The sequence below is a fragment of the Cupriavidus sp. 01L45 genome (assembly GCF_056399885.1).
The window spans coordinates 137,666-162,220 of record NZ_JBFTSG010000003.1 but is presented as its reverse complement, the minus strand read 5'-3'; the positions used below and the strand labels follow the sequence as shown (position 1 = coordinate 162,220).

Below are 24,555 nucleotides of genomic sequence, written 5' to 3'. Positions count from 1 at the left end.
CAGAGCGGACCCCGGCGCACCGGGGCCGGCATGCCGACGCTGGCCTCAGGCGTGAAGGCGAGTCGCACAGCCGAACGCCGAGACCAGCCCGGCCATGGCGCGCTCATAGGACGCCTCGAGCGTTTCCAGGCAATCCGCGCAGTCGTCATGCCGCCGGCGCGCCACGGCCCGCGCCAGGCGGAATTGCAGCACCTTGCATTCGGTGGCAACGGCTCGGGCCGCAAGTGCCGCCGCTGCCGGGATCCTGTAATCGTGCTCGGCCAACCAGCCAAGATAATGATGAAGCAACTCGAAACCGGCACCGAGCTGCCGCGGCAGGTTGAAACTGTATTGGTGGAAGTAAGCATCTCCACGCGCCAGCAGGACTTCCATCTGCCCACCGAAAGCCGTGCGCCACTGGCTGACCGGATTGGCTGTGGGGCGCCGGGTCAGGTGGTGGCGCATCAGCGACACCGAAGCATTGACCAGCGCACGGGCGCGCAGCGGCGCTCTCGCCTGCCGGGCAAACTCGGCGTAGGGGAACAGTATGTTGCCGTTGCCGCTCAGTTCGGGCGTAAGCCGCATGGCGCCGCGGTAGTCCTCTCCGGCCAGCGTGTGATAGCCAAGGCCGTGGTAGTAGCCAAGCTCCTGCGCCGCCGGCGTGATGCGGTCGATTGCCACCGTGGTCTTGACGTGCTCGCGCCGATAGGCGGTCGCGCGTACGTCCGGCAGGTAGTAGCTGTCGAGTTCCACCAGCACGGTATGGCCGCGGCTGACCTGTGCGACGACGTGGGCCTCGAGCGTGTCATAGACCGGCATTTCCTGCACCACGGTGCCGTACAGCAACTCCAGATCCATCTGCGGATACTTGAAGAATGTGAAATGGTCCCCTTCGAAATCCTGCGTCACCGTGAATGGCAGCGCGGCGCGCGGATCGAGTCCCCGGCCATGCAACAGCTCGATCCACAGGTCCATATAGCAGTTGGTCTCCTGCCAGATCGCGTCCGCGCCATGCAGCACGTGCGGATGGCTTACGGTAGCGGCTGTACTGGTGGCAAGCTCCGCCGGGCGGGCGGCACGCGGCCTTGCCCGCGCCATATTGTCCGCGCCGCCGCCGCTTATGAGTACAGCGTCCCGTTTCATCTTCCGCCTCCTGCGTCTGTTGCCGCGCTGCCCGGTCCGTCGAAAACCGGTAGGCGCCTTTGCTGCCATTGCAACCGTATTGGCGCTTTCCATCCGTTCGTTGCCCAACAGAGGGCACGACAATGGCAGGGGCATTTGCGCGGGGACAGCCTGGCGGCTGGCGTGTGCGGCAGCGAACAGATACCCCCGCTCCCGCTCCCTACACTGGCTGTCAGTATGCGCCGGACCGTCCGGCCCAGGCGGGCCTCATGTCCGGAAGCGTTACCCCCGGCGCTGCGCGGCGCGAGTGCATGCGCGCCGGTGATCCCCCGGATGAAGAATGCACAGTCCGTGTTCCGCGCACGTGGCGAGTATCCGCAGCCTTTCCGGGCTGCGGCAGGCAAGGAGGCAAGATGAACGCAACGACTCGGGACGCGTACCAGCCGGACGGCGCGGCAATAGCAGTGTCCGCCGATGCAGGCGTGCAGTCCATGCCGATAACCGCGATCCAGCCAGTCATCCTGGCCGGCGGCGCCGGCACCAGGCTGTGGCCGCTGTCGCGCGAGCAGCATCCCAAGCAGTTGCTGAACCTGGTTGCCGATGACACGCTGCTGGAAGCCACCGCGCGCCGCTTCGACGGCCTGGCGGAACTGGCCGGCCGTGCGGCGGGCAAGGAAGTGGCGCCGATGGTGGTCTGCGGCGAGGACCACCGTTTCATGATCGCGGAGATGATGAAGCGAGCCGGCAAGCCCGCGCGGATCCTCTCCGAACCTTGCGGCCGCAATACGGCGCCCGCGCTGACGATGGCCGCGCTGCACGCGGCCGGCGGCCTGGGGGAGACCGAGGATGCCGTCCTGGTCGTGACCCCGGCAGACCACAGCGTGGCGGATCCGCAAGCATTTCGCCAGGCACTGGCGACGGCGATACAGCATGCCGACCGTGGCGCCATCGTGACGCTGGGCGTGCGCCCGCTTGCGCCGGAAACCGGCTACGGGTACATCCGCGCCGGCGTGAACGAGGATAGCGGGGCCTTCACGCTCGAGCGCTTCGTGGAGAAGCCCCATCTGGAACTGGCCGAGCACTACGTGGCGTCGGGCGACTACTGGTGGAACGCCGGCATTTTTGTCGTGCGGGCGTCGGTCTGGCTCAAGGCGCTCAGCCAGCTGCAGCCGGAAATGTACCTGCAGTGCCGTGCTGCATATGAGACCGGTGAACGCAGCGGCGACACGTTCCGCATTGGCAAGGAAGCCTTTGGCGACTGTATGTCGGATTCCATCGACTACGCGGTGATGGAGAAGCTGGAGGCCTTGCCCGGTGTGAGCGGCATGCTGGTGCCGCTGGACGCTGGCTGGTCCGACGTTGGCTCGTGGGCCGCGATCTGGGATATCGCTTCCAAGGACGCAGCGGGAAATGTGGGGCGGGGACGCGTGCTGTTCGATGGCGCTTCGTCTTGCCTGGCACATTCCGAGGGACGCCTGATCGCGTGCGTCGGGGTACAGGGCGTGGTGGTGGTGGAGACGGCGGATGCCGTGCTGGTCGTGGACAAGGCGCATGTGCAGGACGTCAAGAACGTGGTCCAGCGCATTCGCTCCGATCACGGATGCGAGGTGGTGAATCATCGCAAGGTCCAGCGCCCCTGGGGCTGCTACGACTCCATCGATCACGGCGAGCGTTTCCAGGTCAAGCGCATCGTCGTGGATCCGGGAGCCAGCCTCTCATTGCAGATGCATTACCACCGTGCCGAGCACTGGGTGGTGGTACGCGGTACCGCACGCGTGACTTGCGGCGACACGGTCAGCATCCTGTCCGAAAACCAGTCCACCTATATCCCGATCGGCACGCTGCACAGGCTGGAGAACCCGGGCAAGACACCGCTGGAAATCATCGAGGTCCAGTCGGGTGCCTATCTGGGCGAGGATGACATCGTCCGGTTCGAAGATAACTACGGGCGCGGTTAGCACTGCGGTATGGGAGCAGGCCTCGCTTGCCCGCTGCGCAGGCAAGGCGGGGACGAACCTAGCGGGGGAATTTGCTGTGAGCAAAATGTCATTTGCCGGCGTCGCGCCGGAGCGCATCGTGCCCGCGGGCGCGATGCTCGATCATATCGGCTGGATCCTTGCCGCTGGCCTGGCGGGTGCCGCGGTTGCGGCGCTGCTGGCGCTGTCGACACCGCGGCAGTTCCGCGCCGAGGCGCTGGTGCAGATTGGCGCCAGGGATGCCGCTACACAGGGGGTTGCGCGCGGTGCGAAGCCCGCCCCCTTCGATATCGGCTTGCTGAAGAGCCGGGCGATGGTCGGCCCGGTGGTGGAGAACCTGCATCTCGATATCTCCGCCGAGCCGTTACGGGCGCCGCTGCTGGGCAGCCTGGCGGCCCGCTTTGCGACACCGGGCAGGTTTGGCGCGCCCTGGCCGGCGAACCTTGGCTATGCATGGGGCGCGCAGCGGCTCGTGGTCGACAAGATGACCGTGCCGGAGCGCCTGTTCAACGAGCCGCTGATGTTCGAGGTCTTGCCGGAGCAACGCTTCGTGCTGCGCTCGGCGGATGCCGTTCTGCTTGAGGGCAAGGTCGACGAGCCTGCCACCGGCAACGGTGTGGAATTGCTGGTGACGCGCGTCGATGCGCTGCCCGGCACGCGCTTCACCATTACGCGGCACGACCTGGCGGCCATGGTCAGCACGATCGCCGGGGAGCTCAAGGTCAGCAGCGAGGAGGGCGAAGCCGGTACGGCGCGAATCACCTGGCAGAATCCCGACCCGAAACTGGCCGCGGCGCTGGTCAATGGTGTTGCCAATTCCTACATTTCGGGGCAGACCGCGCAGCGCAGCGACGACGCGGCCAGCACGCTGGCATTTCTCTCCAGCCAGCTGCCGCGCGTACAGGGCGAGCTTGAGCGCGCCGAAGCCGCGCTGACGCGTTACCGTTCGCGCTCCGGGTCGATGCAGCCCTCGCAGGACGCGCAGTCCTACCTCAATGGCAGCATCGACTACCAGAAGCAGATCGCCGCGCTGAAGATGGAACGTACCGGACTGCTGCAGCGCTTCACCACGGAATCCAACGAGGTACGCACCGTCGACAACAAGATTACCCAGATGATGCGTGAGCGCAAAGAGCTGGATGCGCGCATGCAGAATCTTTCGATGTCGGAGCGTGAGTCGGTGTCGCTCACGCGTGATGTCAAAGTGGCGGAGGACATGTACATGACCTTGCGCAACAAGGTCCAGGAACTGTCGCTGATTGTCTCGGACCACAGTAGTCAGGTCCGCGTCGTCGACAATGCGGTGGTGCCGATGTCGCCGGTGGGGCCCGGGCCCTGGCCGTTGACCGCCGGCGGTGGCCTGCTTGGCCTGTGCCTTGGCATTGCCTGCGTGAGCGTGCGCCAGCGCACGAAGCAGACCGTCGCCAGCGCCAACGAAGCGGAAGCGCTGCTCGGCATGCCCATGCTCGGGGACATTGCGTACAGCCGCGAGCAGCAAGAGCTGGAGCGTCTCATCGAGGCCAAGGTCCGCCTGGGTATTGCCGCTGGCTTCGCGGCGCCGGGCGCGGCTCGGCTGGAGGGGCCCGAGCCGGGGCAGGCACTGGAGGCGCTCGACGAATCCTATCCCGATTTCATCAAGCATTTGCTGCGCCAGGGTCTGCACGACCGCTATCTGCTGGCGCGAAGCGCCCCGCATTCCCTGGCCGTGGAGGGCCTGCGCAGCGTGCGCGCCGCGCTGCATTTCGGCTTGCGAAGCGCGGCCGATGGCGTGGTGGCCGTGACCAGCCCCGCACCGGGCGCGGGCAAGACCTTCGCCGCCATCAACCTGGCGGTGCTGTTTGCCGAAGCCGGCCAGCGTGTGCTGCTGATCGACGCCGACATGCGCCGGGGCAAGGTGGCGAGCTGGTTCGACCAGGGGGCTGAAGGCGGTCTGGCGGAGATACTGGCGGGCCAGCTCACGCTGGCTGCCGCCGTGCGTCCCACCGTCGTCAGCGGTTTGTCGATCCTGACTACGGGGGCGACGCCTCACAATCCCTCCGAACTGCTGATGCGTCCCGCCCTGGCGGAATGCCTGCGCCTGTGCGCTAGCCGCTTTGACCTTGTGATCGTCGATACGCCGCCGGTGATGGCCGTGGCCGACGCCACGCTGGTGGCGAATATTGCCGGCTCGACACTGGTTGTGGTGCGCGCGGACCAGACACCGCCGGATCAGGTCGAGGAGACGCTCAAGCGCCTGGCCCGTTCGCATGCGCGGCTTCTGGGTGGCATTCTGAACGGCGTGACGGCGCGCCGCAGCAACCGTGCCGAGTTCAACAGCATCAATCCCTATCTGGGCATGCCCGAGCCCGCGCCCAGCGTGCCAAAGCTGGAGCGCGCAGCCGGCGTGGAGCGGATGGCATAGTGCCTGGCGCTGGCGAGCGTACCCGTTTCTGCGTGGGCTTTGCCAGCGCCGCAATCGGAGGCGAAAGCAGCGCCCGGGCGGGCGCGAGCGGGGAGTCGGCATGAAGCGCGTCATATTGCATGGCTGTGCCGGCTGGCTTCACGGCGAGACCGGGAGAACCGGCGTGGTCCTCTGCGCGCCGGGCGGGCACGAAGCCATGTGGTCGCATCGCGCCTGGCGCCACCTGGCTGATGATATTGCCGCCGCGGGCCTGCCAGCGTTGCGCTTTGACTATCCGGGCAGCGGGGACTCGGGCGGCGGCGACGATGACCCCAGGTTCGTCGAGCAGGCCGTGGCGAGCATTGTCGCGGCCGCGGCACGGCTGCGCGAACTGGCCGGCGTCGAACGGGTGGTGCTTTGCGGCCTGCGCCTCGGGGCAACCCTTGCGGTGCTTGCGGCTGAAGCCATGGCTACCCACCACAGCACGGCTGCCGCTGGCCTGATCCTGCTGGCGCCCGCGACCAATGGCCGTACCTACCTGCGCGAGTTGCGGGCACTCCACGGCAACTGGCTGAGCAGGGCGATTCCCGATCTCGCCGTGGCGCCTGCGCAGGACGGCGCCCAGCAAGTCCTGGCATTCCGCCTTGTACCGGAAACCGTGGCCCGGATCGGCGCGTTGAACCTGGCGCGCCGGCGGGCTTGCCCGGCGCCGCGCGTGTTGATGCTGGATGCCTGGCCTGGCACGGCCTCGGCGGTGGCGTCGCTGGCGGCGAGCTACGAAGCGGCGGGAGTGCAAGTCGAACTTGGCGGGTTTGACGAATACCCCGCCATGATGCAGTCGGCCGAGTATGCCACCGTGCCCGAGCGGGCCTGGCGGAGACTGCTCGACTGGCTGCGGCCCGGCGCCGCGCCCGCACGGCTGCGGCCGCACCGCGGCGAACCGCGCGTCAGGCAGACACAGGGCTTGCAGGTGGATGGCGGCTTCGAACAGCCGGTCTGGCTGGGCGGGGGGCGCCTGTTCGGCATCCTTTGCGCGCCACGCGAGCGCCTGCCGGCCGGCACCGCGGTGATTTTCCCGAATACCGGTGGCAACCATCATGTTGGCGATGGCAGGATCTTCGTCACGCTGTCGCGCCAGCTCGCCCGCCTGGGCGTGGCTGCCTTGCGGCTCGACGTAGCCGCGCTTGGCGACAGCCCGGCAGCGGCAAGGCAGATGAGCATTCCTTCCATCTATTCGCCGCCGCCGTGCGCGGACGTATGCGCCGCGGTCGAGTGGATGCGAGCCCGGGGCTTCAGGCGCATCGTGCTTGCGGGCGTCTGCTCGGGCGCTTATCTCAGCTTGCACGCGGCGCTTGCCAACGCGGGTGTCAGTGGGCTGGTCATGGCGAATCTCGTCAAGTTCCGCTGGGATCTTGCGGACGACGCCGCGGCCGGAAGCAAGCTGCAATCGATACGAGGCTACCTCGTGGCGGCACGCAAGCCGGAAAACTGGCAGCGCCTGCTGAGCGGCGAGATTCACGCATGGCCGATTGTGTCGAGCCTGGCTGGCCGGGTCGCGCGCCGTGCCGCCGAGCGCCACGCCAGGTTGATGGCACGGCTGCGCGGCGCGGCCGACATCGCCACGGTCAGCGGTTTCGCCTGCCATGCCATGGGCGAGCTGAACCGGCGTGGCGTGTATACCGATTTTCTCTATGGCACGGGCGATCTCGGCCTGGAGGAAGCAGCGTTTTGCTTCGGGGGCGACATGAAGGCTCTCAGCGAGCTGGAGCGGGTGAAGCTGCACACGCTGCCGTGCCTGGACCATTCGCTGTTCCTGCCCGCGAGCCGCCAGGCATTCGCAGAGTTCCTGGTCCGGCACGTCATGCGGCACGAAGCCGAACTGGCGGCCGACACCGCGGCCACGGATGAATCGCCACAAGCGCCGCCCCTCGCGTCCGAGCCCGCCTACCGCACCGCGGGGCTGTTCAACTCCGCGAATCCATAGGGCTGCCGCGGCAGACCGCCTGGCGCTGCCGCGAGGGCTGGATTTCGTCCAGCCGGGAGCGCCGGAAGCCCTGTCCCCCAGTCATTGTTTTCGACTGCCATTGCGAGGCTTGTCTTGCGCACGGCCATCAAAGGAAAAGGGCCGATGCCCTCACGGCATCGGCCCTTTGCGCGTAGCGGCGGTTCAGGCGCGCTTGATGCGTGAGGTGCCGTACTGGTTGAGATAGCGATACTTGCCGAAGTGGTAGTGCGCCCTGTACCAGCGGCCATCGATACGCAGGCCGTTGAACAGTACCCCCTTGATCTCACCGCCGGCTTGCTGGATGGCCCTGTCCGCCGCCGTGATCTCGCCGACAGTGGTCTGGTCGGCGCGGGTCACCATGAAGACCGCGCCCGCCCTGGCTGCCAGGATGCCCGCGTCGGAAGCGGCAAGCACCGGGGGCGTGTCGATCAGCACAACGTCGTACTGTGCCTTCAAGGTATCGAGCAGGGTATCCAGTTGCTCGCTGAGCAGCAGGTCCGCCGGGTGCGGCGGCTCGGTGCCGGTCGGGATGACGTCCAGCCCAGGCAGGACCTGACGGCGGATCGCCTGGTTCAGCGGCGTGCCGGTCAACACCTCCGACAGGCCCGGGCTACGCGCCACGCCAAAGCGATGATTGAGACTGCCCCGGCGCAGGTCGGCGTCAACCAGCACGACGCGCTTGCCGCCGGAGGCCAGCACCGCCGCGAAGTTTGCGCAGACGAACGATTTGCCGACGCCCGGCGCCGGACCGGTGACCACCACGACGCGCGAGCGGCTGCCGGCCAGGGCAAACTGCAGGGCGGTGCGCAGGCTACGCAAGCTCTCGATGGCCGGGTCGCCGGGTTCCAGGTGAGCCAGCACATCGCAGCGCCCGCCGTCCTTGCCGCCCGCCTTCCTGGCGGCTTCCGGGCGTGCTTGTTGCGCACTGAAGGGGATGGTGGAGTACACCGTCAGTCCTGTCGACTTTTCCACCTCGTCGGCATCGCTGACGCCACCGTCGAGCAAGCGCCGCACGACAACCGCCAGCAGGCCCAGCAGCAAGCCCAGCACCAGCGCCACGCCGGCAATCATGCTGCGGTTGGGCCGCACGGGCTTGAGCGGTACCTCGGCGGTATCCACCAGGCGTGCCGTGCCGACCTTGCTTGCCTTCACCAGCCTGAGTTGCTGGGTGTCGTTCAGCAGCGACTGGTAGAGCTCGGTACTGACCTTGACATCACGCATGAGGCGCAACACGTTCTGCTCGACATCCGGCAGCTTCTGGATTTTCCCGGTCACGCCATTCAGTTGTGCATTCAGGCTGGCGATCTGGGAGTCCATGATCTCGATGGTCGGGTGATTGCTCGTGAAACGCGCAATCAGCTCCTGGCGCTTTTGCCTGAGTTCCTGCAGGCGCGTCTGGATTTGCACGGATTGGCCAAGGATGAGCTTCGACTCTTCGCTCAGATCGATGGTACCGCGCTGATTGCGCATCGCGTTGTAGCGCGACTCCGCGGTTTCCACCTGTTGCTTCAGCTGGGGCAGCTGACGATCGAGGAAAGCCAGGGATTTTTCGGCTTCCGCAGCCTTGCGGCGCACATTCTGCTCGACGTACTCCGCGCCGATTTCATTCAGGATGGCGGCCGTCTTCTCGGCGGAGTTGCCTTCGAGCGTCATGCCGATCACGCCGCTCTGCTTGCCGCGCTCCAGGATCATGAGGCTCTCCTGCAACTCCTCGATGGCCGCGGCGCGGGGTATTTGCTGCACGTAAAAGACGCTGCCAGGTCGGCCATCAAGCTCGCTGACCAACATGCTGACCTTGCCTTGCGGTGTGTCGATGGTTAGCGGCTGTCCCACGGTGCCGGTCGACCTGACATCGTTGCTGGCGAAGCTCACGCGGTACTGCTTGCCGCCCAGCGCGGTCAGCTGGATCGTCCTGTCGGCCAGCTTGGGCGGGACTTCGAGGCTCGCCACGCTGATGCTTTCCTGGCCCCAGGCAAAGCCGCCCCAGCCGAACAGCCCGGGCGTCGACAACTCCTTGTTGAAACTGGCGATGGCTTGCCCAACGACGGGGAAGTAACGGGGCGAGGCCTTGATGTCGAGATGCAAACTGTCAATCGCCTTGCCCACCACCATGCGTGAGCGCAGCAGCTCGATCTCCGCGGAGGCAGCCGGCTTGACGTCAAACACGGGCGTGACGTTTGCCGTCTGCTTGCCGGCAGCGCCAGCGCCGGCATTGCTGTCCTCGACCTGCACGACGATGTCCGCGCGATAGACCGGCTTGGCCAGCATCGCATAAACCAGCCCGGCGCAGATCACCCCCCCGGCGACGACGAGGAATGTGCGGCGATAGCGGACCAGCACATCGACATAGGACGTAAAGTCGATCGGCTTGCCGCCATCGTCCCACGTCTCCGGAGCCTGATTCCGCGAATTGACTATATTCATGACGCTTCCCCGTAGCTGTTTGCCGGCGTGATCGCTTGTATGTGAGCCGACCACGATTCAACCCCTTGCTTGATCAACCCCAACACGAGCACGAACATGCCTTGTGAGCCACCGTAGGGGTCTGGTACATCGACATGTGAGAACTCGCACAGCCTGTATGTCTTTCCGCGTGCCTGCGGGTAGAGCCGTTCCAGCTCGTCGCGTTGCTCGTTGTCCATCACCAGCACCAGGTCGGAGACGGCGATCAGTGATTCGTCGACGGTAACGGCGCGATGGGACTCCAGGGTGCAGCCCTCCATCGCCAGCAGGCTGGTGGCGCGCGGATCGGCGGTGGCGCCCACTGGCGGGTCGAGTCCGGCCGAGCGCACTCGGCAGTTGGGCAAGGCGCGCCGCAGCAGGCTCTCCGCCATCGGGCTGCGGCACCGGTTGCCCAGGCAAACGACCAGGATCGAGCGGATCATCGCCGTCTCCACTACGGACGAGCGATGCTTGCCGTGCCCACGACCGGCTGGATCAGCAGGCTCATGACCCGGCTCCAGCGCACCACCGCTTTTGCGTCGACATAGACCACGTCCTTGGGTTCGAGCTCGAAGCCCTCGGCAATGGCCAGCGCAATCGGCGAGGTCCCGTCCAGGTGGAACACCTTCGGTTCATCGGTGGCCGACTTGCGAATCACAAAGATCTGCTCGGCGTTGGCGGATCCGGGGTTGACGCCGCCCGCGTCTCCCAGCGCCTCGTTAAGCGACATGCGCCCGTTGCGCATCAGCAGCGAAACCGGCCGCACCACTTCACCGGTGACGAAGACCTTGCTGTCCTCGCGTTGCTCGACGCGCACGATGTCGCCGGAGCGCAGCATGATGCGTGCGGGATCCACTCCCTTGGCGAGCAGGGCAGGGATGTTGACGTACCAGCTCTGCTCCCCGCGAGTGACGCGCACGCGGCTGTTGTCGCCGGTCAGGTTCAATACGCCGCCAGCGCGGTTGAGCGCCTCCACCAGGGTCATCGGCGCGTCGTCGATGGCTTGCATGCCCGGCGTCTTCACCTCGCCGTCGACATAGATGCGCTGGCTGCGGAAGCCCAGCACGCGGACCGTCATCTGGGGATCCTTCACCACCCGCGACAGGATGCGCGCCATCTGGTCGCGCACATCGTTGGCGGTTTTCCCGGCCACCTTCAGCACGCCCGCATACGGGAACTGGATATCGCCCTGGGCGCTGACCACATAGCCGGGCACATTGGAGCCGCCGCTGGAGGTCGGAATCTCGAACGCGGCGCCGATGCTGTACGTCTGCGTCGGGAACACCAGTTCAGGGTGATCCCAGACCACCACCGAAATGATGTCTCCGGGACCGATCCGGTAAGGCTGCGGTGTCGCGTACAGTTCTTCCACACTTTGATTGGTCGGCCTGCTCTTGCCCTTCAGTTCACGAACCAGGTCCAGGGTGATCGGCGTCACGTCGACCTCGGCGTCCGACCCCATCGCGGTGGTAGAGGCCCGGGAACTCATCGTCATCCCTGGCGAGGCGGCAACGCAGGCTGCCAGCAAAGCGGAGGCGCCGAGCAAGGTCAGGCGCGAGAGAATCGTATTGCGAAGCGAAGCGCCGGTGCGGAATTCTGGCTCATCATTGCATGCGTTCACGGTATTCTCCATGCTTGTTCCAAACGGACATCGCAAGGCATGCCATGTCCACGGATGATCGCATCTTAGAAAGCCGCTCGTTCAGATTCGGTGCGCTGTCGCACACTGGCCGCGGGGTTGCGCCGCGTGGCCGGAATCGGGATGGAGTGTGGGCGGCCGCACGGATTGAGGCAGTAGCGTTGCGTAGCCTGCGTGCAGGGGCGTGTCATGGCTCGGGGTTGCCCTCGGGCCACGCCTTCTCCCTTCCTGCAACCCGGCTAGCGCTGGAGAAGACGATGCGAAGCTTGATCATCAACGCCGACGATTTCGGGTATGACGAAGACACCGTCAAGGCGACCATTTCCTGCTTCGAAGGCGGTCTTCTCACCAGCGCGACCATCCTGGCCGGGTGTCCCGCGTCCAGGCTGGCCTATGACTACGCCAGGCAGCATCGCAAGCAGCTGTCATTCGGCCTGCATTTCAATATCGTCGAAGGGCGGCTTGCAGCACAGGCTGGGAAGTCGTCCCTTTGCGGCGGCGACGGCATGCTTCGGCCGTGCAAGGCACAGCGGGTACGCGCCATGGCAGGCCTGCTCGCGGAGAAGGATATAAGAGAGGCGTTTCGCCAGCAGCTCACCGAATTGCGCGATCACGGCGTGCAGGTCACGCATGTCGACGGGCATGGGCATTTGCACAAGTACCCCGCGGTCATCCGCGCGATCAAACAGGAGATGTTGCAGGCTGGCATCAAATGGGCCCGCCGGCCGCAAAACTGCTATTTCCAGAAGAATGCGATACGCGGTGCCTTGAACGTATGGTTGCTGCATCACTTTTCCGGACTTCGGCATACCGATTACTACATCGCGGCGGACCCGCGCGAGCCCGGCTGGGCATTGCGGTTGCCGGCAATCCTGCGCGATGGCGTGACAGAGATGTCGGTTCATCCCGGCTTCGCCGAACCCTGGCGGCGGGACGAGTCCGCGCCGTTGCTCCAGCCCGCCGAACTGGCTGCGAAGCTCAAGAGCGCCGGCATCGCGCTGCGGCGCTATGGAGACTTATAGGACATCGCCCGCGCCCGAATTGATCGCCATGCCAACACGGCTCGTGTGGCACGCCGCTGCGCCATGGGGCCCGCCGCGCGCATTGTTTGCTGGCGCACATTTTTAGTTTCAACGGCATCCCGCACCATGGCGGAATCAGCGCCAGTGATGCGCGGCAGGCGAGCCGATCACGAGGAAATGAACGATGCAAGGAAAGGGAGCCACGGACGCCCAATCCGCTACGGCCGTTGAGTTCGGCGATGCCATGGCGAACGCGGAAGAGAAGCAGGATATGAGGTCGATCCGGCTCGCCGTGATGAGCTCCTTTGTCTCGAAGGGGTCCAGCGTTGCCTATCAGGTGATCAGCATCCCGCTGTTCGCGAGAGTGCTCAATCCTGAGGATTTCAGCGCGATCATGGTCTACTACGGCATCACGACCTGGCTGACCCTGGTGGCGATCGGCGTATGGCCGACGGTGTCGGCGCATGCCGCGGACAAACGCAAACAAGGCACACTGCCGGCCGTGGTGCTTGAGTCGGCACTATGGCTCAGCGCACTGCTTGGTGCGGTCATCGTGCTGGCGCTGGCGTTCCGGCCGGTGCTGGAGGGCAGCGGCGCCAAGCTGTTTTCGGCGGAGTATTTCAATCTGCTGGTTGCCGCATTGTGCTGCAATGCGCTGATCTTCGTATTCTCGCTCGGAGAGTCGGTCAACCAGGGACAAAACCGTCAGCATGTCAACAACCTCATTGGTGCCGCGTCCAACATCCTGAATGTCCTCTTCATCTACGTGGCGTCCCAGTCGGACGCCACGGCGGACGTGGTGTCCCTGTTCGTCGCCAGCCAATTGGGTTTCATCCTGGCAAAATTCGGCTGCTTCGCCAGTGTGCTGAAACGGGTTGGCTTGCCGCATGGGGTTCGTGCGCCGGGCCTGGCCAGGGAACTGATTGTGAATTCCAGGGCCTTCCTGCTGGCGCAACTCTCTGGCGCCTGCTTGCAGCAGGGCGCGGTGCTTCTGTGCTATGAGTCCGGACGCGCGCAGGATGCGGCCCTGCTTGCATTGATGTTCAGGGCCAACATGCTGCTGAGCAGCGCGGTATGGATGATCAACCAGCCGCTCTGGCCGATAGCCCATCGCCATCTTCTCGACGGGAATACACAGTGGCTCCTTGCGCTCTACAAGAAGCTGAGCCTGCTCTATACCGCCTACGGCGTCCTGGTGATTGCCGGGGCAGCGGTTCTCGGTGGTTATGTCATTACGTTCTGGACATCGTCCGAGTTTGTGATCTCAAATGCCACGGCATCGCTATGCGCGCTATATTTTGCGATCATCGTGTCAACGCAGGCGGGCATTCCGGTGTTAATGGGGGCTAAGGCGTTCGCAAGTCTGAGTAGGGTGGGCATGTCCGAGCTGATGGTTGCTGGCGTGCTGGGTGCGCTGCTTCTGCTCACGGGCAACATCAATTTCCAGTACGTTGTGATCGCGCTGATTGTCGCCAATTCAGTCACCACGCTATGGATGCTGCCAAGGGGCGCGCTACGGATTCTTCGTCAGCCGAGGTAACTGTACCGCGCTCGGCTGCTGCCGGCTCGTGCGCAGCCGAAACCCTGACGCCGGCGGGAAACCGGGAGAGCATGTCGTTGTCTGTCTGGAGACGTCCCGCAACCCGGGCCGCCCTTTCCTGATGGCAGCGATTATTTTTTTGCCGCTTTTTTTCAGGGTTCGAGATGACAAGAATCTCCGTCATATCCGTGAACTACAACAATCGCGATGGTCTGGCGCGCACCATGGACAGCGTGGCCAGTCAGCAACGCGTTGGGTTTGACCTGGAGTACCTTGTGATCGATGGCGGCTCGAAGGATGGGTCGGTCGAACTCATGCAGGCGCGACGGCAGGAAATCGATGTGTTGATCAGCGAGCCGGACGGCGGCATCTACGACGCCATGAACAAGGGCCTGTGCCATGCCACCGGGGACTGGGTCAACTTCATGAACTCGGGCGACTGTTTCGCGGATGAGTTCGCCCTGAAGAGAATCGCAGAGGCGGTCGGGGAAAAGCCGGAATGCCGTCTCGTGTATGGCGACAATATCAGCGTGCGTGGGCACGAGTCCGCGGATGTCGTCGATGTGCTGAAGGCCGGGATCATCCATGCCTGCCACCAGGCGATGGCATTCTGGATCTGCGATCTGCGGTATGACGAGCGCTGGCCGATCTACGCCGACCTGGACTTTGTGCTGCAGTACTACCTCCGCTTCTCCAAACAAGCGTTCTACTATCTCGGCGTGACGCTGTCGTCGACAGAGGAAAGCGGAATGAGCGCAGCGCACCCGCACCGTAAGCGGCTGGAGAAATTCGGAATCCTGCTGACCAGGCTCGGCCCGCTGGCGACGCTGCGCGCCCTTGGAAGCGCGGTGCTGCGCAAGTTCCTGTAGGAAGGACGGTCCTTGTCGTGCCAGGCGCGATTCGGGGCGGCCGGGCGGATGACCGGCCTGCCGTGCTCAGGATACCCGCTCCGTGCGGCATGCCCGCGATCGCAGCGGAGCTGGCTTTCCTTGGAATCTGTCGACTCGGAAAAATGAGTGCCCTCTCCGTCGTTTGATTCCGTATATCGGAATCTTCCTCAATCCATAGCCTCGATGAGCCTGCACGCCGCAGCGGAGATATCGAAATTTCGATCGAAACAGCGTCGCGCACTATTACGCATCGCTATCCAGTCCTCCCGGGGCAATAGCATCATGCGGATGATTGCCGAGCAGACCCCTTCTGCATCGTCCGAACTCACAATTCCTCCACCGCTACTCTGTATTTCTCGCCAAATATCTACCTGGTTGGTAATAATTACGGGTATTGAAGCGGCTAATGCCTCAGCAATGGCCAGGCCATAGTTCTCCTGGTGTGACGGCAATATAAAGGCATACGCGCTTGACAGGAGTCCCCACTTTTCATCGCCTTCGACTAATCCAGTGAAATGTATTCTCCCCAGGCCGGCGCCGGCGTCCGCGCGGACTCTCAATTCCTTGATATATTCCTCCGGCCCCGGGCCCGCGAAAACGAGTTCGATATCCTCCACGGAGGAGAGTGCTCTGGAGAATCCATCTATCAATATATCGCAGCCATTTTTTTCGTGCAGCCGACCGAGAAACAAGAGCCTTCTCGCATGAGTGCCGTTCGGTCTGTGCTGCGCCAGGGAGTCGGCGAGCTGCTCCAAATCTTTTGCGGAATTTTTAATTCCTGTCGGAACAATTTTTCCCTGGAATTTTGTAAATGGGAAAGCGGTGATTCCCTTTCTCTGTTCTTCGGGATTCGTGAAAAATATATCGTTGGCCGAATTTAGATTTTTGCATTCAAAGGCGAGCCAATATATTATTTTCTTTATGTATTTTAATGGGTATTTTTTGTTTATGATCGGGTCCAGCGTGCTGTGTGGAAAAACATAGTATGGGACGCCAAGCGATCTGCAAATATGCCCGGAAATGATGGAGTGCAATTGCCAAAGGCCGTGAATCAGCACTACATCGGCCGCGGCTGCACGCCGACTCAGTAGGTGCCAGAGATCTGAATAAAAACCGAACTTGGAATTTTTATCGACAACCGCCTCCCAGGAGATATCTGGGGGCCAATGGCGCGCTTCCTTGCTGCTATCGAGGGTTATGACGTTGCATGTATGCCCCATCGATTCAAGTTGAAGGCAGAACTGAGATACGTACGCCGAAACGTCTTCAGTGGCGGGATTGAGTGTTGGGGTAACATGAAGTATATTCATTTCACTACTCCGTCGCCGTCGCAGGCAGCATTGAAACAAGAAACTCCTCACTCATTCTTTGAATGTCGCTTTGACTATATCAATTCTCTTCACGTTCACGGATTGCATTCGGTATTTTTTTGCGAGTAGCAAGCAGCCAATAAATAGCCCTCTGACTCTCGGCCATAAGAGATCCATGTCTGATGATTTTTCCGCTCGCTCTCTTAGGGAGATGCAAGTAAGCTTTGTTATCTGGATGGCGGTCGAAAGATAATAGAGCGGAACAAATCCGATGGTTCTTGCCAGCGTCATCCCATTTGCAATTTTCGCGTATCGCGAAATAATCGGGCGGCTTGCACAGAAGCCGGAAATCATCTTCCTCAGGGTGACCGGGTTCATCCGGCGAGGATCGATCGCATGTACAATTTGCGCGCTATCCTGGTACCATCCGTCATAGCCCGCCAAATTAATTGCCAAGCATAGTTCCGTATCGTCGCCAGCCAATTGTGATTTCCCTGCTCTCCCGCTGAGAATGGGAACAAAACCAAAGCAATAGAGCCTGATGATAACGGCTGCTCGACAAGCCATTCCGGCGCCCCAGACTGGAGAGCCATGATCGAGGCGGCCGCTCTGATCGTATTGCCGTCCCACGGCATAGCTCGTGGCATGTACCTGAACATCGTCGGGAAATCGTGAGCCAGTGGGCAATCGCGTACTAACGCCGATCAGTCCGATATTTGGCTCATTTTCAAAGATCCGTATAATTTCCGGAAAATAATCCTCCGAGGGCAGGTTGTCATCATCGATAAAGCAGATGAATTCGCCGCGTGATGCCAAGACGCCCGTCCGCCTCGCATATGCCAATCCTTGTCGTCCTTCCTTGACAATTCTAAGTGCGGAACAATCAGGCTCATTCAACGCGAGCCTGGCAAGCATTTGAGTATTGTCGCTGGAATTATTGTCGACAACGATTATCTCCCACTGGTCTGCGGGCAGGCAAGATTGCGCCATATAGGCGCAATGCTTCAACGTCTGCGTGATCCGGTCTGCGGAATTGAAGCAGCAAATAATGATGGAGATCTTCATCTTGGAGCCAATTTTGGGATGTTTGATTTGTTCACCATCAGAATCATGCAAATGGCGATTCCTGTTTCCACAATCAGCCAATTCATCGCTGCGCCTTCGGCGCGCAACATAATTGGAAGAAGGCAGACGCTCAGCAATGAGGCGACCGTATCCATCGCTGCCCAGGGCGCGCGTCAGCAACGGTATTGTCACCAACGGCAAGGCATAGGCCGCGATTTGAACAAGAAAGAGATATGAGGAAAGCCGAGCGAGAGACTTCGGCGCCTTTTCGGCTTGAATGAGCGGCATTAACAGTTACCCCAAAGCTCGGATTTGACGCTTCTCACAGGACGTTCAAATGCAAGGACGGTGCCGGCGCATAGTTTGGGCAATAGGTCAGGATCTAGTTGGGTGGAGGTGTCGATCGTGTCCACTGGGGAGCGTTGGTCGCGTTTCCCGTGGGCTGCCATTTCTACAGCCATCGCATCGAACACTGCACAACCGGCACGAACTTCCTATTGCTCTACACAAACGTACCGCGCCGCGGATGCTTGCACCGTTCGGCAAGCCACACATAGGCGGTTTGCAGTGGGTGCCATGGAGTCCAACTGCTATTGCAGCGCTAGCTCGCAGGGCTCTAGCCTTACCGCGCTTCATGCCCAGGCGTGCACGCCGTCTCGGCAGGCTTATCTACTCAACGAATTTCAGATTCAGGACCGTTAGCGTGCATGTTCAGCGTGGCATATCATCTGGACGATCTGACCCAGGGTTTCTCCCGCGTGCTCGCGATCGATCCGGAACTGGTCGCGCAGCGATGCCTGCAAGTGAGTGATTTGCGTAAGCTGGGGTTGTTGCTTGCGCAGGAACGCAAGCGCGCCAGCTACGAAGTCGGCTCCCTGGGCGACTACGAGTCCGCCGTCGCCGCGAATCATCGAGGCAATGCAGCCGCGGTCGTTGGCGATGACCGGAATGCCATAGCTATGGGCTTCAAGCACGGTAAGCGGAGAGGCCTCGTTCGCATATGTACTGGGGAACACCAGCACGTCGATGCCGCAAAAGAACTGATGCTTGGCTTCGCCATGTACCGCGCCGACGTAGCGGGCGGCGGGTGTCCGGGCGAGCTCCGCGTTGAAATCCGCAAGGATTTCCTGCGCGACAGGCCCGGCGATGCGCGCATCGATGTCCAGGTTCAGTTCCTGGGCGCGTTGCACCAGGGCAAAGAAGGTGAAGATGCCCTTGGCCGTGGTGATATTCGAAAGAAAGCCGATCGTGAGCTTGTGGCGCTGCGATGGCTGGGGGACATCCTCCTGCTCGAAGTCAACCAGGCTCGAATTGGGCAGAACGCGTACCTGCGTGGCGGGCAGGCCGTATATCTGCATCAGCTTCTCGCCCATGCCGTCGCACAGCGCAAGATGCGTGGCCCCCGGCGCGCACCATAGCAGCGCGCGCGTGTACCAGCGCGCCCTGCTGATGTAGGCAAAGCTGTGGTGATGGATGAAGATCCTCAAGCCAAAGAGATGTGCCGTGAGTGCAAAGGGGATATCGAGCATTTGCCCGAGCCCGCCTGATATGCCCATGTAGAAAGAGCGGGGCCGCTGCGACAGGCAGGCGTACAGGAGCCGGATCCAGAGCATGAACCGCCGGCAGAGGCTACCTGCCAGCGCGAGCTTGCCGGTGCCCGCCCAGCCAGTGTCCAGCGTGATGACGCTGGCCTGCTTGCGCAAGTGTTCCAGCATGCGCAGGCAGGCCGCGGAATAGCCATGCACGGGCGGTGGCAGTGGACCCAGGAAGATAACTCGATTGGACATGCTGTTCCTCAGCATCGATAGCCTTGTGTTTCCGTGGCGTGCCTGGCGCCGCTGTTGCGGCTTTTGCCGAGGTGCGCCTGCTCGGGCCGCGGCACCACGCGGCGTAGCCCGCCGGTGCGTTGCGCGGCAACGTTCAGCGTCGTGCCTCCTCAAGGATCGTGATGCACCCGTCCACGATGGTGCGTCCAGCCGCCGCCGGCGTGAACTCTCCAATGACTTCCAGGCACCTGCGGGCCGTGACTTCGACATCGCTAAAGATCCGTACCGCCTGCCCAAGGGCGCCGGCAAGTGCCTGGATGTCGCGAACCGGAAACGTCAGGCCGGTCTCTCCTTCCAGCACCAGTTCCGGAATACAGCCGCAATGATCGCTGACCACCGCGGGGCAGCCATAGCTCAATGCCTCGTTGACCACCAGGCCCCACGCCTCGCTATGGCTTGGCAGCACGAGGCACGTGGCACGGCCATACTCCGCGGCCAGCTTGTCAATGGCCATCGGGCCAAGAAACTCCGTTGCCGCTGTCACGCCGAGTTCGCCGGCGAGCCGGTCCAGCGATGGCCTGTCATCACACGGGCCGGCCAGGACCAGGGTGGCGAGCGGATGCTCGCGCAGGACCAGGGCAAAGGCGCGCAGAAGGTCCTTGACCCCCTTTTTTTCCGAGATTCGTCCGACAAAGAGGAACCTGGGCGACGAAGGCGATGGCGCCAGTTCCAGGCGACGCTTCTCTGCGTGTTCCGGGCGGTACCCATGTGGCAGGGCCGCCGCCTGGCAACGGTCGAATACCCGCGACGGCTCGGCCCCTAGCGACACGGCGTAGGCGTAGCCGCGCTGTCCGTAGACGAATACGCCGTCGCAGTGTCGGAAGAAGAATACCTTCAGGCGATGCTTGATCGGATTGCTAGGCTGATCCATGGCCGTGGCGTCGCAGAAGACGGCGCGCCGTTTGCCGCGCACCATGCAAGCAAGCAGCATGGCCCAGTACTCGATCAGGTGATATCCGGGCATCACCACGATGTCAGCCGGCGAGCGCCACACCTCCTGCACCAGCCGCAGGCAGAGCTTCCAGCGGGGGATCGCTTCATAGGGGAGGTCGAACAGCACTCGATGCGGATACTTGTGATAGCTCGCGTCGACGTTACTCATTGACGTGCGGCCGCCGTCAGTCGGTACTACGTGAGAAAAGCGCACGCTCCGGCCAAGCTGGCGTGCATGCGAGAACGCCTCGCTGAAGACCGCGCCCTTGTATTTGGGCCATAGCATGTTGTGATAGATGTCGATCATCCTGCCTGCCTCTCAGTTCCCTCAGCCTCGGATATCCACTTGCAACGCGAGTGGCGCCAACTCCGGAATGGCGGTTTGACGCCAATGTACGGCTGCCATGCTGTCAGCACCGTTTGCTAGCACACAGATTCAGCGCGGCTTCGGGGCGGAACGCGGGCCGCGCATCTGCATCGACGACGGCTGCGGCGTGGCGCGCGCCAGCTGCGGCATGACGCCGAACCGACTCGCGTGGCGAGTCACTGCTCGACGTTGGCGATGGCGGTAGCGCGGTGTCGCCGCCGCGGTCCAGGGGCCACGGCGGCATTCGGGAGTCGATCAGCGAGACCGACGCTGCTCAGGATGTGACCGGGTGTGCCGGCAGCGAGTCAATGCGCGCTCGCGCGCGCTTTCGGCGGTAACGCATCACACGGTCTACCGCAAAGAAGGCCAGCGCCGCGCCCGAGCCGTAGGCGACGGCGACCATCAACGCGCCGCGCAGCAGGAAGATCAGATAGAGGGAAAAATAGATTCCCGCGGCCTGCGCCAGAGGATTGTCCGAGTAGCAGAACTTATCAAGCAAGCGCGTTACCCATGCAAGCGCCACCGCTGCGATGACGACGCCAAACACGGAGAGGTCGACATAGGCTTCCGCGACCAGAGGTGCCGACAAGTTGTCGAAATCCATCTGGTAGTTTGCTGACAAGTACTGTCCGATTACGATGCCCGTGGCCAGCGGTTTGGTTTCCCAGAGGGTGTGTGGAACAAAGAACAGGAACGTGCCAAGCAGCTGCCTGCCCAATTGAATTCCCTGGCGGTCAACGAGCTCCACCATGGTGTGGAGATTCGCCCAGGCATCATAGTGCAACTGCAGAAAGTGGGAGAAGTAGAGATCGGGATCGAGTATAGCCTTGAGATCCCAGGACTCCACTTGATTGTGCGTGAAGGCCGAAGACAAGGGGAAGAACACCCCCATCAGAAGCAGGAGCACGGTGATCTGGACGCGTGACGTGCGGGCCAGCCCGGGAACCAGCAGAAACAGCAGCCCCAAATAGACCGGACCGAGCGTATTGCGTTTCTCGATTGCGGGGTTCAGGTTCACCAGTACACAGGCGAGGAAGAAGAGGAAGAAAAGAATCCAGACCGGTTCCTTCAGAAAGCGGGTCCGCTTTGCCGCGACAATCATGAACAACATCGGCACCGGGATGAAGCAGAAGAACTTTTGCTCGAGGAGGTAGGCGGGCGATGATTCGAACGTCCCCAGCGTGACCAGTTCGATGGACCGCGTTGACAAGTAGACGGTAAGAAGGCCAACCGGTACCAGCAAGAGCGCTCGACGCACCGATAGCCGGGTGGAGGGATGGCGCGTCGGCGGACGAACGGAATGGCGCCTTGTGCGGATGAGGATGTAACGCCTGGCGAGCAGGTAGCTCAGCACGAAGGTCATGCAAAGCAGGTTCGTGATGACGGCGTACGTCTCGTTGAGAACCGAGGTGTTGACAAGGTTCTCCTCTAGCAAGGCCAGTTGGACATTCGGCGCAAGGAGCAGAAACATCAACTCGAAAAGCAGAACGGCCGCGTCCGCCATCGACGGGAGCCTCTCATTGTTGTGCATCACCCAGTGTGCGGCGATGACGGCCGCCAGCATGAACGACGAAGCCAGCAACGTGGGCGTGCTGACGTGCGACACGGAATGGCAGATGCTGACCAGCGAGACGATCAGCGCGATCATTACCATGTCCCACACCGCGTTGAGCGGGATACGCATGTGCTGACTCCTCTCACTATTTCAAGGCAGACCGCCGGGCAGCCTGCTCGCGGATGGGAGGGACAAAGCCGGCATGTTGTCCGGCGGGCCGTAGGCAGCGCCCCGCGTCCCCTGGCCTGCGGGCGTTCTCCCGATGAAGCGCCTGGGGCGCCTCGCCCCAGGCCTTCGCAATGGTCCCAAGTGTTGCCTTTGGTGCGGGAGGGCGTATGTTCGGCAGGACACACCAGCCATCATTTGGCTGGCGGGGGCGTCGCCTTACCCCGGCGCGGCGCGGTCTGCGAACTCACGCCTGGCCACGCAGAGCAGGCTCAGCGCAGCGGCTCGGGATTTGGGGTCGATGCCGGATAGTCTTTGCGCCACCCTGATTTTCAGCGGCTGGCGGCCCATGACACCGTCCAGGCTTTCCTTGCCCACATAGTGGTTGTGCGGATAGATGTCGATGCGGAACCGGAGGCCTTCCAGCGTGGAGCGGAGTAGTTGCTCGGAAATGCCGTCGCCCGGCCTGTGATGCAACTCCGTTGCCTGCGCCCAGGACTGCTCATCGTCCTCGGCGCAATGCCCCCCGCGCTTGAGCCAGCGGTAGATTGGCAGGCGCAGGTTCCAGAGGATCAACGCCAGGCCGCGAAAGTCCCAGGCGGACTGCTGGGGATCATGGTCTAGGATCAGCGTGCCGCCGGGCCGCACGAGGCGTGCCGCCTCCCTGAGCACCGTTGGCATGTCATCGCAATGGTGCAGCGACCCATTGATGGCAACGATATCCGCCACCCCCGACCTTAACGGCAGATTGTGCGCGTCCGCCAGCAGTGGCACGTAGCCGACCCTGGCAGCGTGCACAAGGCTTCCGTGCGCGATATCGACGCCAATTGCGATGCGCGGCCGACCTCCCAGCGTGGCGAGTAAATTCCCCGGACCGCAACCGATGTCGATCAGCACCTTTCCATCCAGCGTACCCACGGCGGCATGCCAGCGCTCGCGCAGTTCCGGGTAGCGGTGTACGGCTGCAAGCCAGTCCTCCATCCACCGGGGATGGCTGAAATAGTGTGCGTTCGCCTTCATGCCAGCGCTTGCGTGCGGAATATCCACCGCAGGGATCATTGTGCCGCGCAGCATGGTGTTGGCGGCGAGGTAGGGGCGGAGCTGCTCGAAATAGGGTTTGACGGCGGTGCCCGCACCTTCGTCATCGCGATGGCCTGGCGACCAAGTGAATTCGGACGGCTCCCTTTTTGCCAGTGTGCTGCTGTCCGTCGGGTGGGCGATATCTGGATAGGATAGGGTATTCATCGGCGGGGTCGAGTCCATGAAAATAACGATTTTCAGATACCTGTCCCACGGCGAGATACGCGCAAAAGAAGTCCGCCACAGGCCTGGTTGCCTGTGGTTGCCGAGAAAACAGATGAAAGTCGGCATCCCCGGTCTGGGTTCGCGGCTTATGCCGTTCACCCCGATGCCATTGCGGACCAATATCAACTGAGTCGGCATGGCATTGTGTTGCAACGACGCAAGCTTGCGCTTGGCCATCGCGGAATGTCAGGCGACGATTGATTTGCTGGCTTTTGTAGCGGCTCTGGAATTACCCTGGCCAGTAAAGAATGTAGCAGTGCAGCATTTCTTCAGGCAAGAACTATGTCTTGCCGATACTGTGTGGGAGCGCACAGATGGATTGAACCGGTCCGTGCGTCCGGGGGGCGCCCATGCGGGTCCCGGGCGACGACGGCAGGCCGCGGCATTCCATTGGCTCGGCAACGAGATTGCCGGCCGCGCGACACCGCATGGGAATGACGGCAAAAGGCGCGGGCTAAGCCGCGCTTTCCACGAACTTCAGAACCGGTTCCGGCAGTCGTGGCTTGATCGGACGGCACGGGCTGCCTACGCAGACCATCTTTGCCGGCATGTCTTCAAACACCGCGCTACGGGCACCGATGACGGCTCCGTGGCCGATGGTGACACCGGGTGCGATGAAGACGTGGCAGGCAACCCACGCCTCGTCTTCCACCCGGATCGTTCGGGAGCGAATCGGGAAGTCCGGCAAGCGGTAGTCGTGGTCGCCCCCGCAGAGGTAGCTGTGCTGAGAGATCACGGTGTTGCTTCCGATGATGATCTCGCCCAGGGAATAGAGCTCCACATCGTCACCGATCCAGGAATGGTCGCCGATCGTTATCTTCCACGGATAGGTGATGCGCACGGTGGAACGGATGATGACCTCCTTGCCTACCCGTGCGCCGAAGAGCCTTAGCAACCATCGCCGGAAGCCGTCGGCACGGCGGAGCGAGTGGCGGAACAGCGTCGCTTCGACGATCCACCACAGCTGTACGATAAACGCTGAGCGTCCCCGGAAGCCCTCTGGCATTTTGAACGATGACAGATCTTGCATCATG

At 62.6% G+C, this 24,555-nt stretch carries 17 protein-coding genes; 6 read left to right on the top strand and 11 right to left on the bottom strand.

Features of this window, described 5'->3' with window-relative positions; genetic code table 11:
* Positions 1–45: 45 nt before the first annotated feature.
* Entirely contained in the window at positions 46–1,122 is a 1,077-nt protein-coding gene (locus tag AC1DT6_RS03175; RefSeq protein ID WP_441626160.1) for a DUF1839 family protein, read from the bottom strand.
* 470 nt (positions 1,123–1,592) lie between these two features.
* On the opposite strand from AC1DT6_RS03175, the gene AC1DT6_RS03170 reads away from it, so the two are divergent.
* From AC1DT6_RS03170 to AC1DT6_RS03160, 3 genes are all read left to right on the top strand, one after another.
* Complete coding sequence (locus AC1DT6_RS03170; protein ID WP_441626252.1) at positions 1,593–3,059, top strand: mannose-1-phosphate guanylyltransferase/mannose-6-phosphate isomerase; 1,467 nt, start codon at positions 1,593–1,595, stop codon at positions 3,057–3,059.
* Positions 3,060–3,144: 85 nt separating this feature from the next.
* Positions 3,145–5,478: a polysaccharide biosynthesis tyrosine autokinase gene (locus AC1DT6_RS03165; RefSeq protein WP_441626250.1), complete on the top strand. Its 2,334-nt coding sequence runs from the start codon at positions 3,145–3,147 to the stop codon at positions 5,476–5,478.
* Between the two features lie 100 nt (positions 5,479–5,578).
* Positions 5,579–7,441: a serine aminopeptidase domain-containing protein gene (locus tag AC1DT6_RS03160; protein ID WP_441626158.1), complete on the top strand. Its 1,863-nt coding sequence runs from the start codon at positions 5,579–5,581 to the stop codon at positions 7,439–7,441.
* Positions 7,442–7,624: 183 nt separating this feature from the next.
* Here AC1DT6_RS03160 and AC1DT6_RS03155 read toward each other — a convergent pair whose 3' ends face one another.
* The 3 genes from AC1DT6_RS03155 to AC1DT6_RS03145 are packed head-to-tail and all read right to left on the bottom strand — an operon-like array spanning position 7,625 to position 11,537.
* Complete coding sequence (locus tag AC1DT6_RS03155) at positions 7,625–9,886, bottom strand: polysaccharide biosynthesis tyrosine autokinase (protein ID WP_441626156.1); 2,262 nt, start codon at positions 9,884–9,886, stop codon at positions 7,625–7,627.
* Positions 9,883–10,347 (bottom strand): low molecular weight protein-tyrosine-phosphatase, encoded by a 465-nt coding sequence (locus AC1DT6_RS03150; RefSeq protein WP_441626154.1) that lies wholly within the window; start codon positions 10,345–10,347, stop codon positions 9,883–9,885. Before AC1DT6_RS03150 ends, AC1DT6_RS03155 begins: the two co-directional genes overlap by 4 nt.
* 11 nt (positions 10,348–10,358) lie before the next feature.
* Complete coding sequence (locus tag AC1DT6_RS03145) at positions 10,359–11,537, bottom strand: polysaccharide biosynthesis/export family protein (protein WP_441626152.1); 1,179 nt, start codon at positions 11,535–11,537, stop codon at positions 10,359–10,361.
* A 32-nt stretch (positions 11,538–11,569) separates the two neighbouring features.
* Here AC1DT6_RS03145 and AC1DT6_RS03140 point away from each other — a divergent pair, with 32 nt between their 5' ends.
* From AC1DT6_RS03140 to AC1DT6_RS03130, 3 genes are all read left to right on the top strand, one after another.
* Positions 11,570–12,565, top strand: a complete 996-nt coding sequence (locus AC1DT6_RS03140) for a ChbG/HpnK family deacetylase (protein WP_441626150.1) — start codon at positions 11,570–11,572, stop codon at positions 12,563–12,565.
* Between the two features lie 184 nt (positions 12,566–12,749).
* Positions 12,750–14,105 (top strand): lipopolysaccharide biosynthesis protein, encoded by a 1,356-nt coding sequence (locus AC1DT6_RS03135; protein ID WP_441626148.1) that lies wholly within the window; start codon positions 12,750–12,752, stop codon positions 14,103–14,105.
* A gap of 164 nt (positions 14,106–14,269) precedes the next feature.
* The gene (locus tag AC1DT6_RS03130; RefSeq protein ID WP_441626146.1) at positions 14,270–14,974 is read left to right on the top strand and encodes a glycosyltransferase family 2 protein; all 705 of its coding nucleotides are present in this window, start codon (positions 14,270–14,272) and stop codon (positions 14,972–14,974) included.
* A gap of 188 nt (positions 14,975–15,162) precedes the next feature.
* Here AC1DT6_RS03130 and AC1DT6_RS03125 read toward each other — a convergent pair whose 3' ends face one another.
* The 7 genes from AC1DT6_RS03125 to AC1DT6_RS03095 form a co-directional block, all read right to left on the bottom strand.
* A complete protein-coding gene (locus AC1DT6_RS03125) occupies positions 15,163–16,305 on the bottom strand; it encodes a glycosyltransferase (protein WP_441626144.1) in 1,143 nt (380 codons plus the stop codon).
* A gap of 51 nt (positions 16,306–16,356) precedes the next feature.
* Positions 16,357–17,658 carry a glycosyltransferase gene (locus AC1DT6_RS03120; RefSeq protein ID WP_441626142.1) on the bottom strand — a complete coding sequence of 434 codons (1,302 nt, stop codon included), beginning with the start codon at positions 17,656–17,658 and terminating at the stop codon, positions 16,357–16,359.
* 410 nt (positions 17,659–18,068) lie between these two features.
* Complete coding sequence (locus tag AC1DT6_RS03115) at positions 18,069–19,157, bottom strand: glycosyltransferase family 4 protein (RefSeq protein ID WP_441626140.1); 1,089 nt, start codon at positions 19,155–19,157, stop codon at positions 18,069–18,071.
* A 133-nt stretch (positions 19,158–19,290) separates the two neighbouring features.
* Positions 19,291–20,436, bottom strand: a complete 1,146-nt coding sequence (locus tag AC1DT6_RS03110) for a glycosyltransferase (RefSeq protein WP_441626138.1) — start codon at positions 20,434–20,436, stop codon at positions 19,291–19,293.
* 334 nt (positions 20,437–20,770) lie between these two features.
* Positions 20,771–22,180 (bottom strand): hypothetical protein, encoded by a 1,410-nt coding sequence (locus AC1DT6_RS03105; protein ID WP_441626136.1) that lies wholly within the window; start codon positions 22,178–22,180, stop codon positions 20,771–20,773.
* Positions 22,181–22,435: 255 nt separating this feature from the next.
* Complete coding sequence (locus AC1DT6_RS03100; protein ID WP_441626134.1) at positions 22,436–23,698, bottom strand: class I SAM-dependent methyltransferase; 1,263 nt, start codon at positions 23,696–23,698, stop codon at positions 22,436–22,438.
* 277 nt (positions 23,699–23,975) lie between these two features.
* On the bottom strand, positions 23,976–24,554 hold the full coding sequence (locus tag AC1DT6_RS03095; protein WP_441626132.1) for a putative colanic acid biosynthesis acetyltransferase: 579 nt from the start codon (positions 24,552–24,554) through the stop codon (positions 23,976–23,978).
* Position 24,555 lies beyond the last annotated feature (1 nt).

Coding starts and splice junctions, on each gene's coding strand:
- AC1DT6_RS03175 (WP_441626160.1), bottom strand. CDS start 1,122: ATGAAACGGGACGCTGTACTCATAAGCGGCGGCGGCGCGGACAATATG.
- AC1DT6_RS03170 (WP_441626252.1), top strand. CDS start 1,593: ATGCCGATAACCGCGATCCAGCCAGTCATCCTGGCCGGCGGCGCCGGC.
- AC1DT6_RS03165 (WP_441626250.1), top strand. CDS start 3,145: ATGTCATTTGCCGGCGTCGCGCCGGAGCGCATCGTGCCCGCGGGCGCG.
- AC1DT6_RS03160 (WP_441626158.1), top strand. CDS start 5,579: ATGAAGCGCGTCATATTGCATGGCTGTGCCGGCTGGCTTCACGGCGAG.
- AC1DT6_RS03155 (WP_441626156.1), bottom strand. CDS start 9,886: ATGAATATAGTCAATTCGCGGAATCAGGCTCCGGAGACGTGGGACGAT.
- AC1DT6_RS03150 (WP_441626154.1), bottom strand. CDS start 10,347: ATGATCCGCTCGATCCTGGTCGTTTGCCTGGGCAACCGGTGCCGCAGC.
- AC1DT6_RS03145 (WP_441626152.1), bottom strand. CDS start 11,537: ATGGAGAATACCGTGAACGCATGCAATGATGAGCCAGAATTCCGCACC.
- AC1DT6_RS03140 (WP_441626150.1), top strand. CDS start 11,570: ATGTCCACGGATGATCGCATCTTAGAAAGCCGCTCGTTCAGATTCGGT.
- AC1DT6_RS03135 (WP_441626148.1), top strand. CDS start 12,750: ATGCAAGGAAAGGGAGCCACGGACGCCCAATCCGCTACGGCCGTTGAG.
- AC1DT6_RS03130 (WP_441626146.1), top strand. CDS start 14,270: ATGACAAGAATCTCCGTCATATCCGTGAACTACAACAATCGCGATGGT.
- AC1DT6_RS03125 (WP_441626144.1), bottom strand. CDS start 16,305: ATGAATATACTTCATGTTACCCCAACACTCAATCCCGCCACTGAAGAC.
- AC1DT6_RS03120 (WP_441626142.1), bottom strand. CDS start 17,658: ATGCCGCTCATTCAAGCCGAAAAGGCGCCGAAGTCTCTCGCTCGGCTT.
- AC1DT6_RS03115 (WP_441626140.1), bottom strand. CDS start 19,157: ATGTCCAATCGAGTTATCTTCCTGGGTCCACTGCCACCGCCCGTGCAT.
- AC1DT6_RS03110 (WP_441626138.1), bottom strand. CDS start 20,436: ATGATCGACATCTATCACAACATGCTATGGCCCAAATACAAGGGCGCG.
- AC1DT6_RS03105 (WP_441626136.1), bottom strand. CDS start 22,180: ATGCGTATCCCGCTCAACGCGGTGTGGGACATGGTAATGATCGCGCTG.
- AC1DT6_RS03100 (WP_441626134.1), bottom strand. CDS start 23,698: ATGGCCAAGCGCAAGCTTGCGTCGTTGCAACACAATGCCATGCCGACT.
- AC1DT6_RS03095 (WP_441626132.1), bottom strand. CDS start 24,554: ATGATGCAAGATCTGTCATCGTTCAAAATGCCAGAGGGCTTCCGGGGA.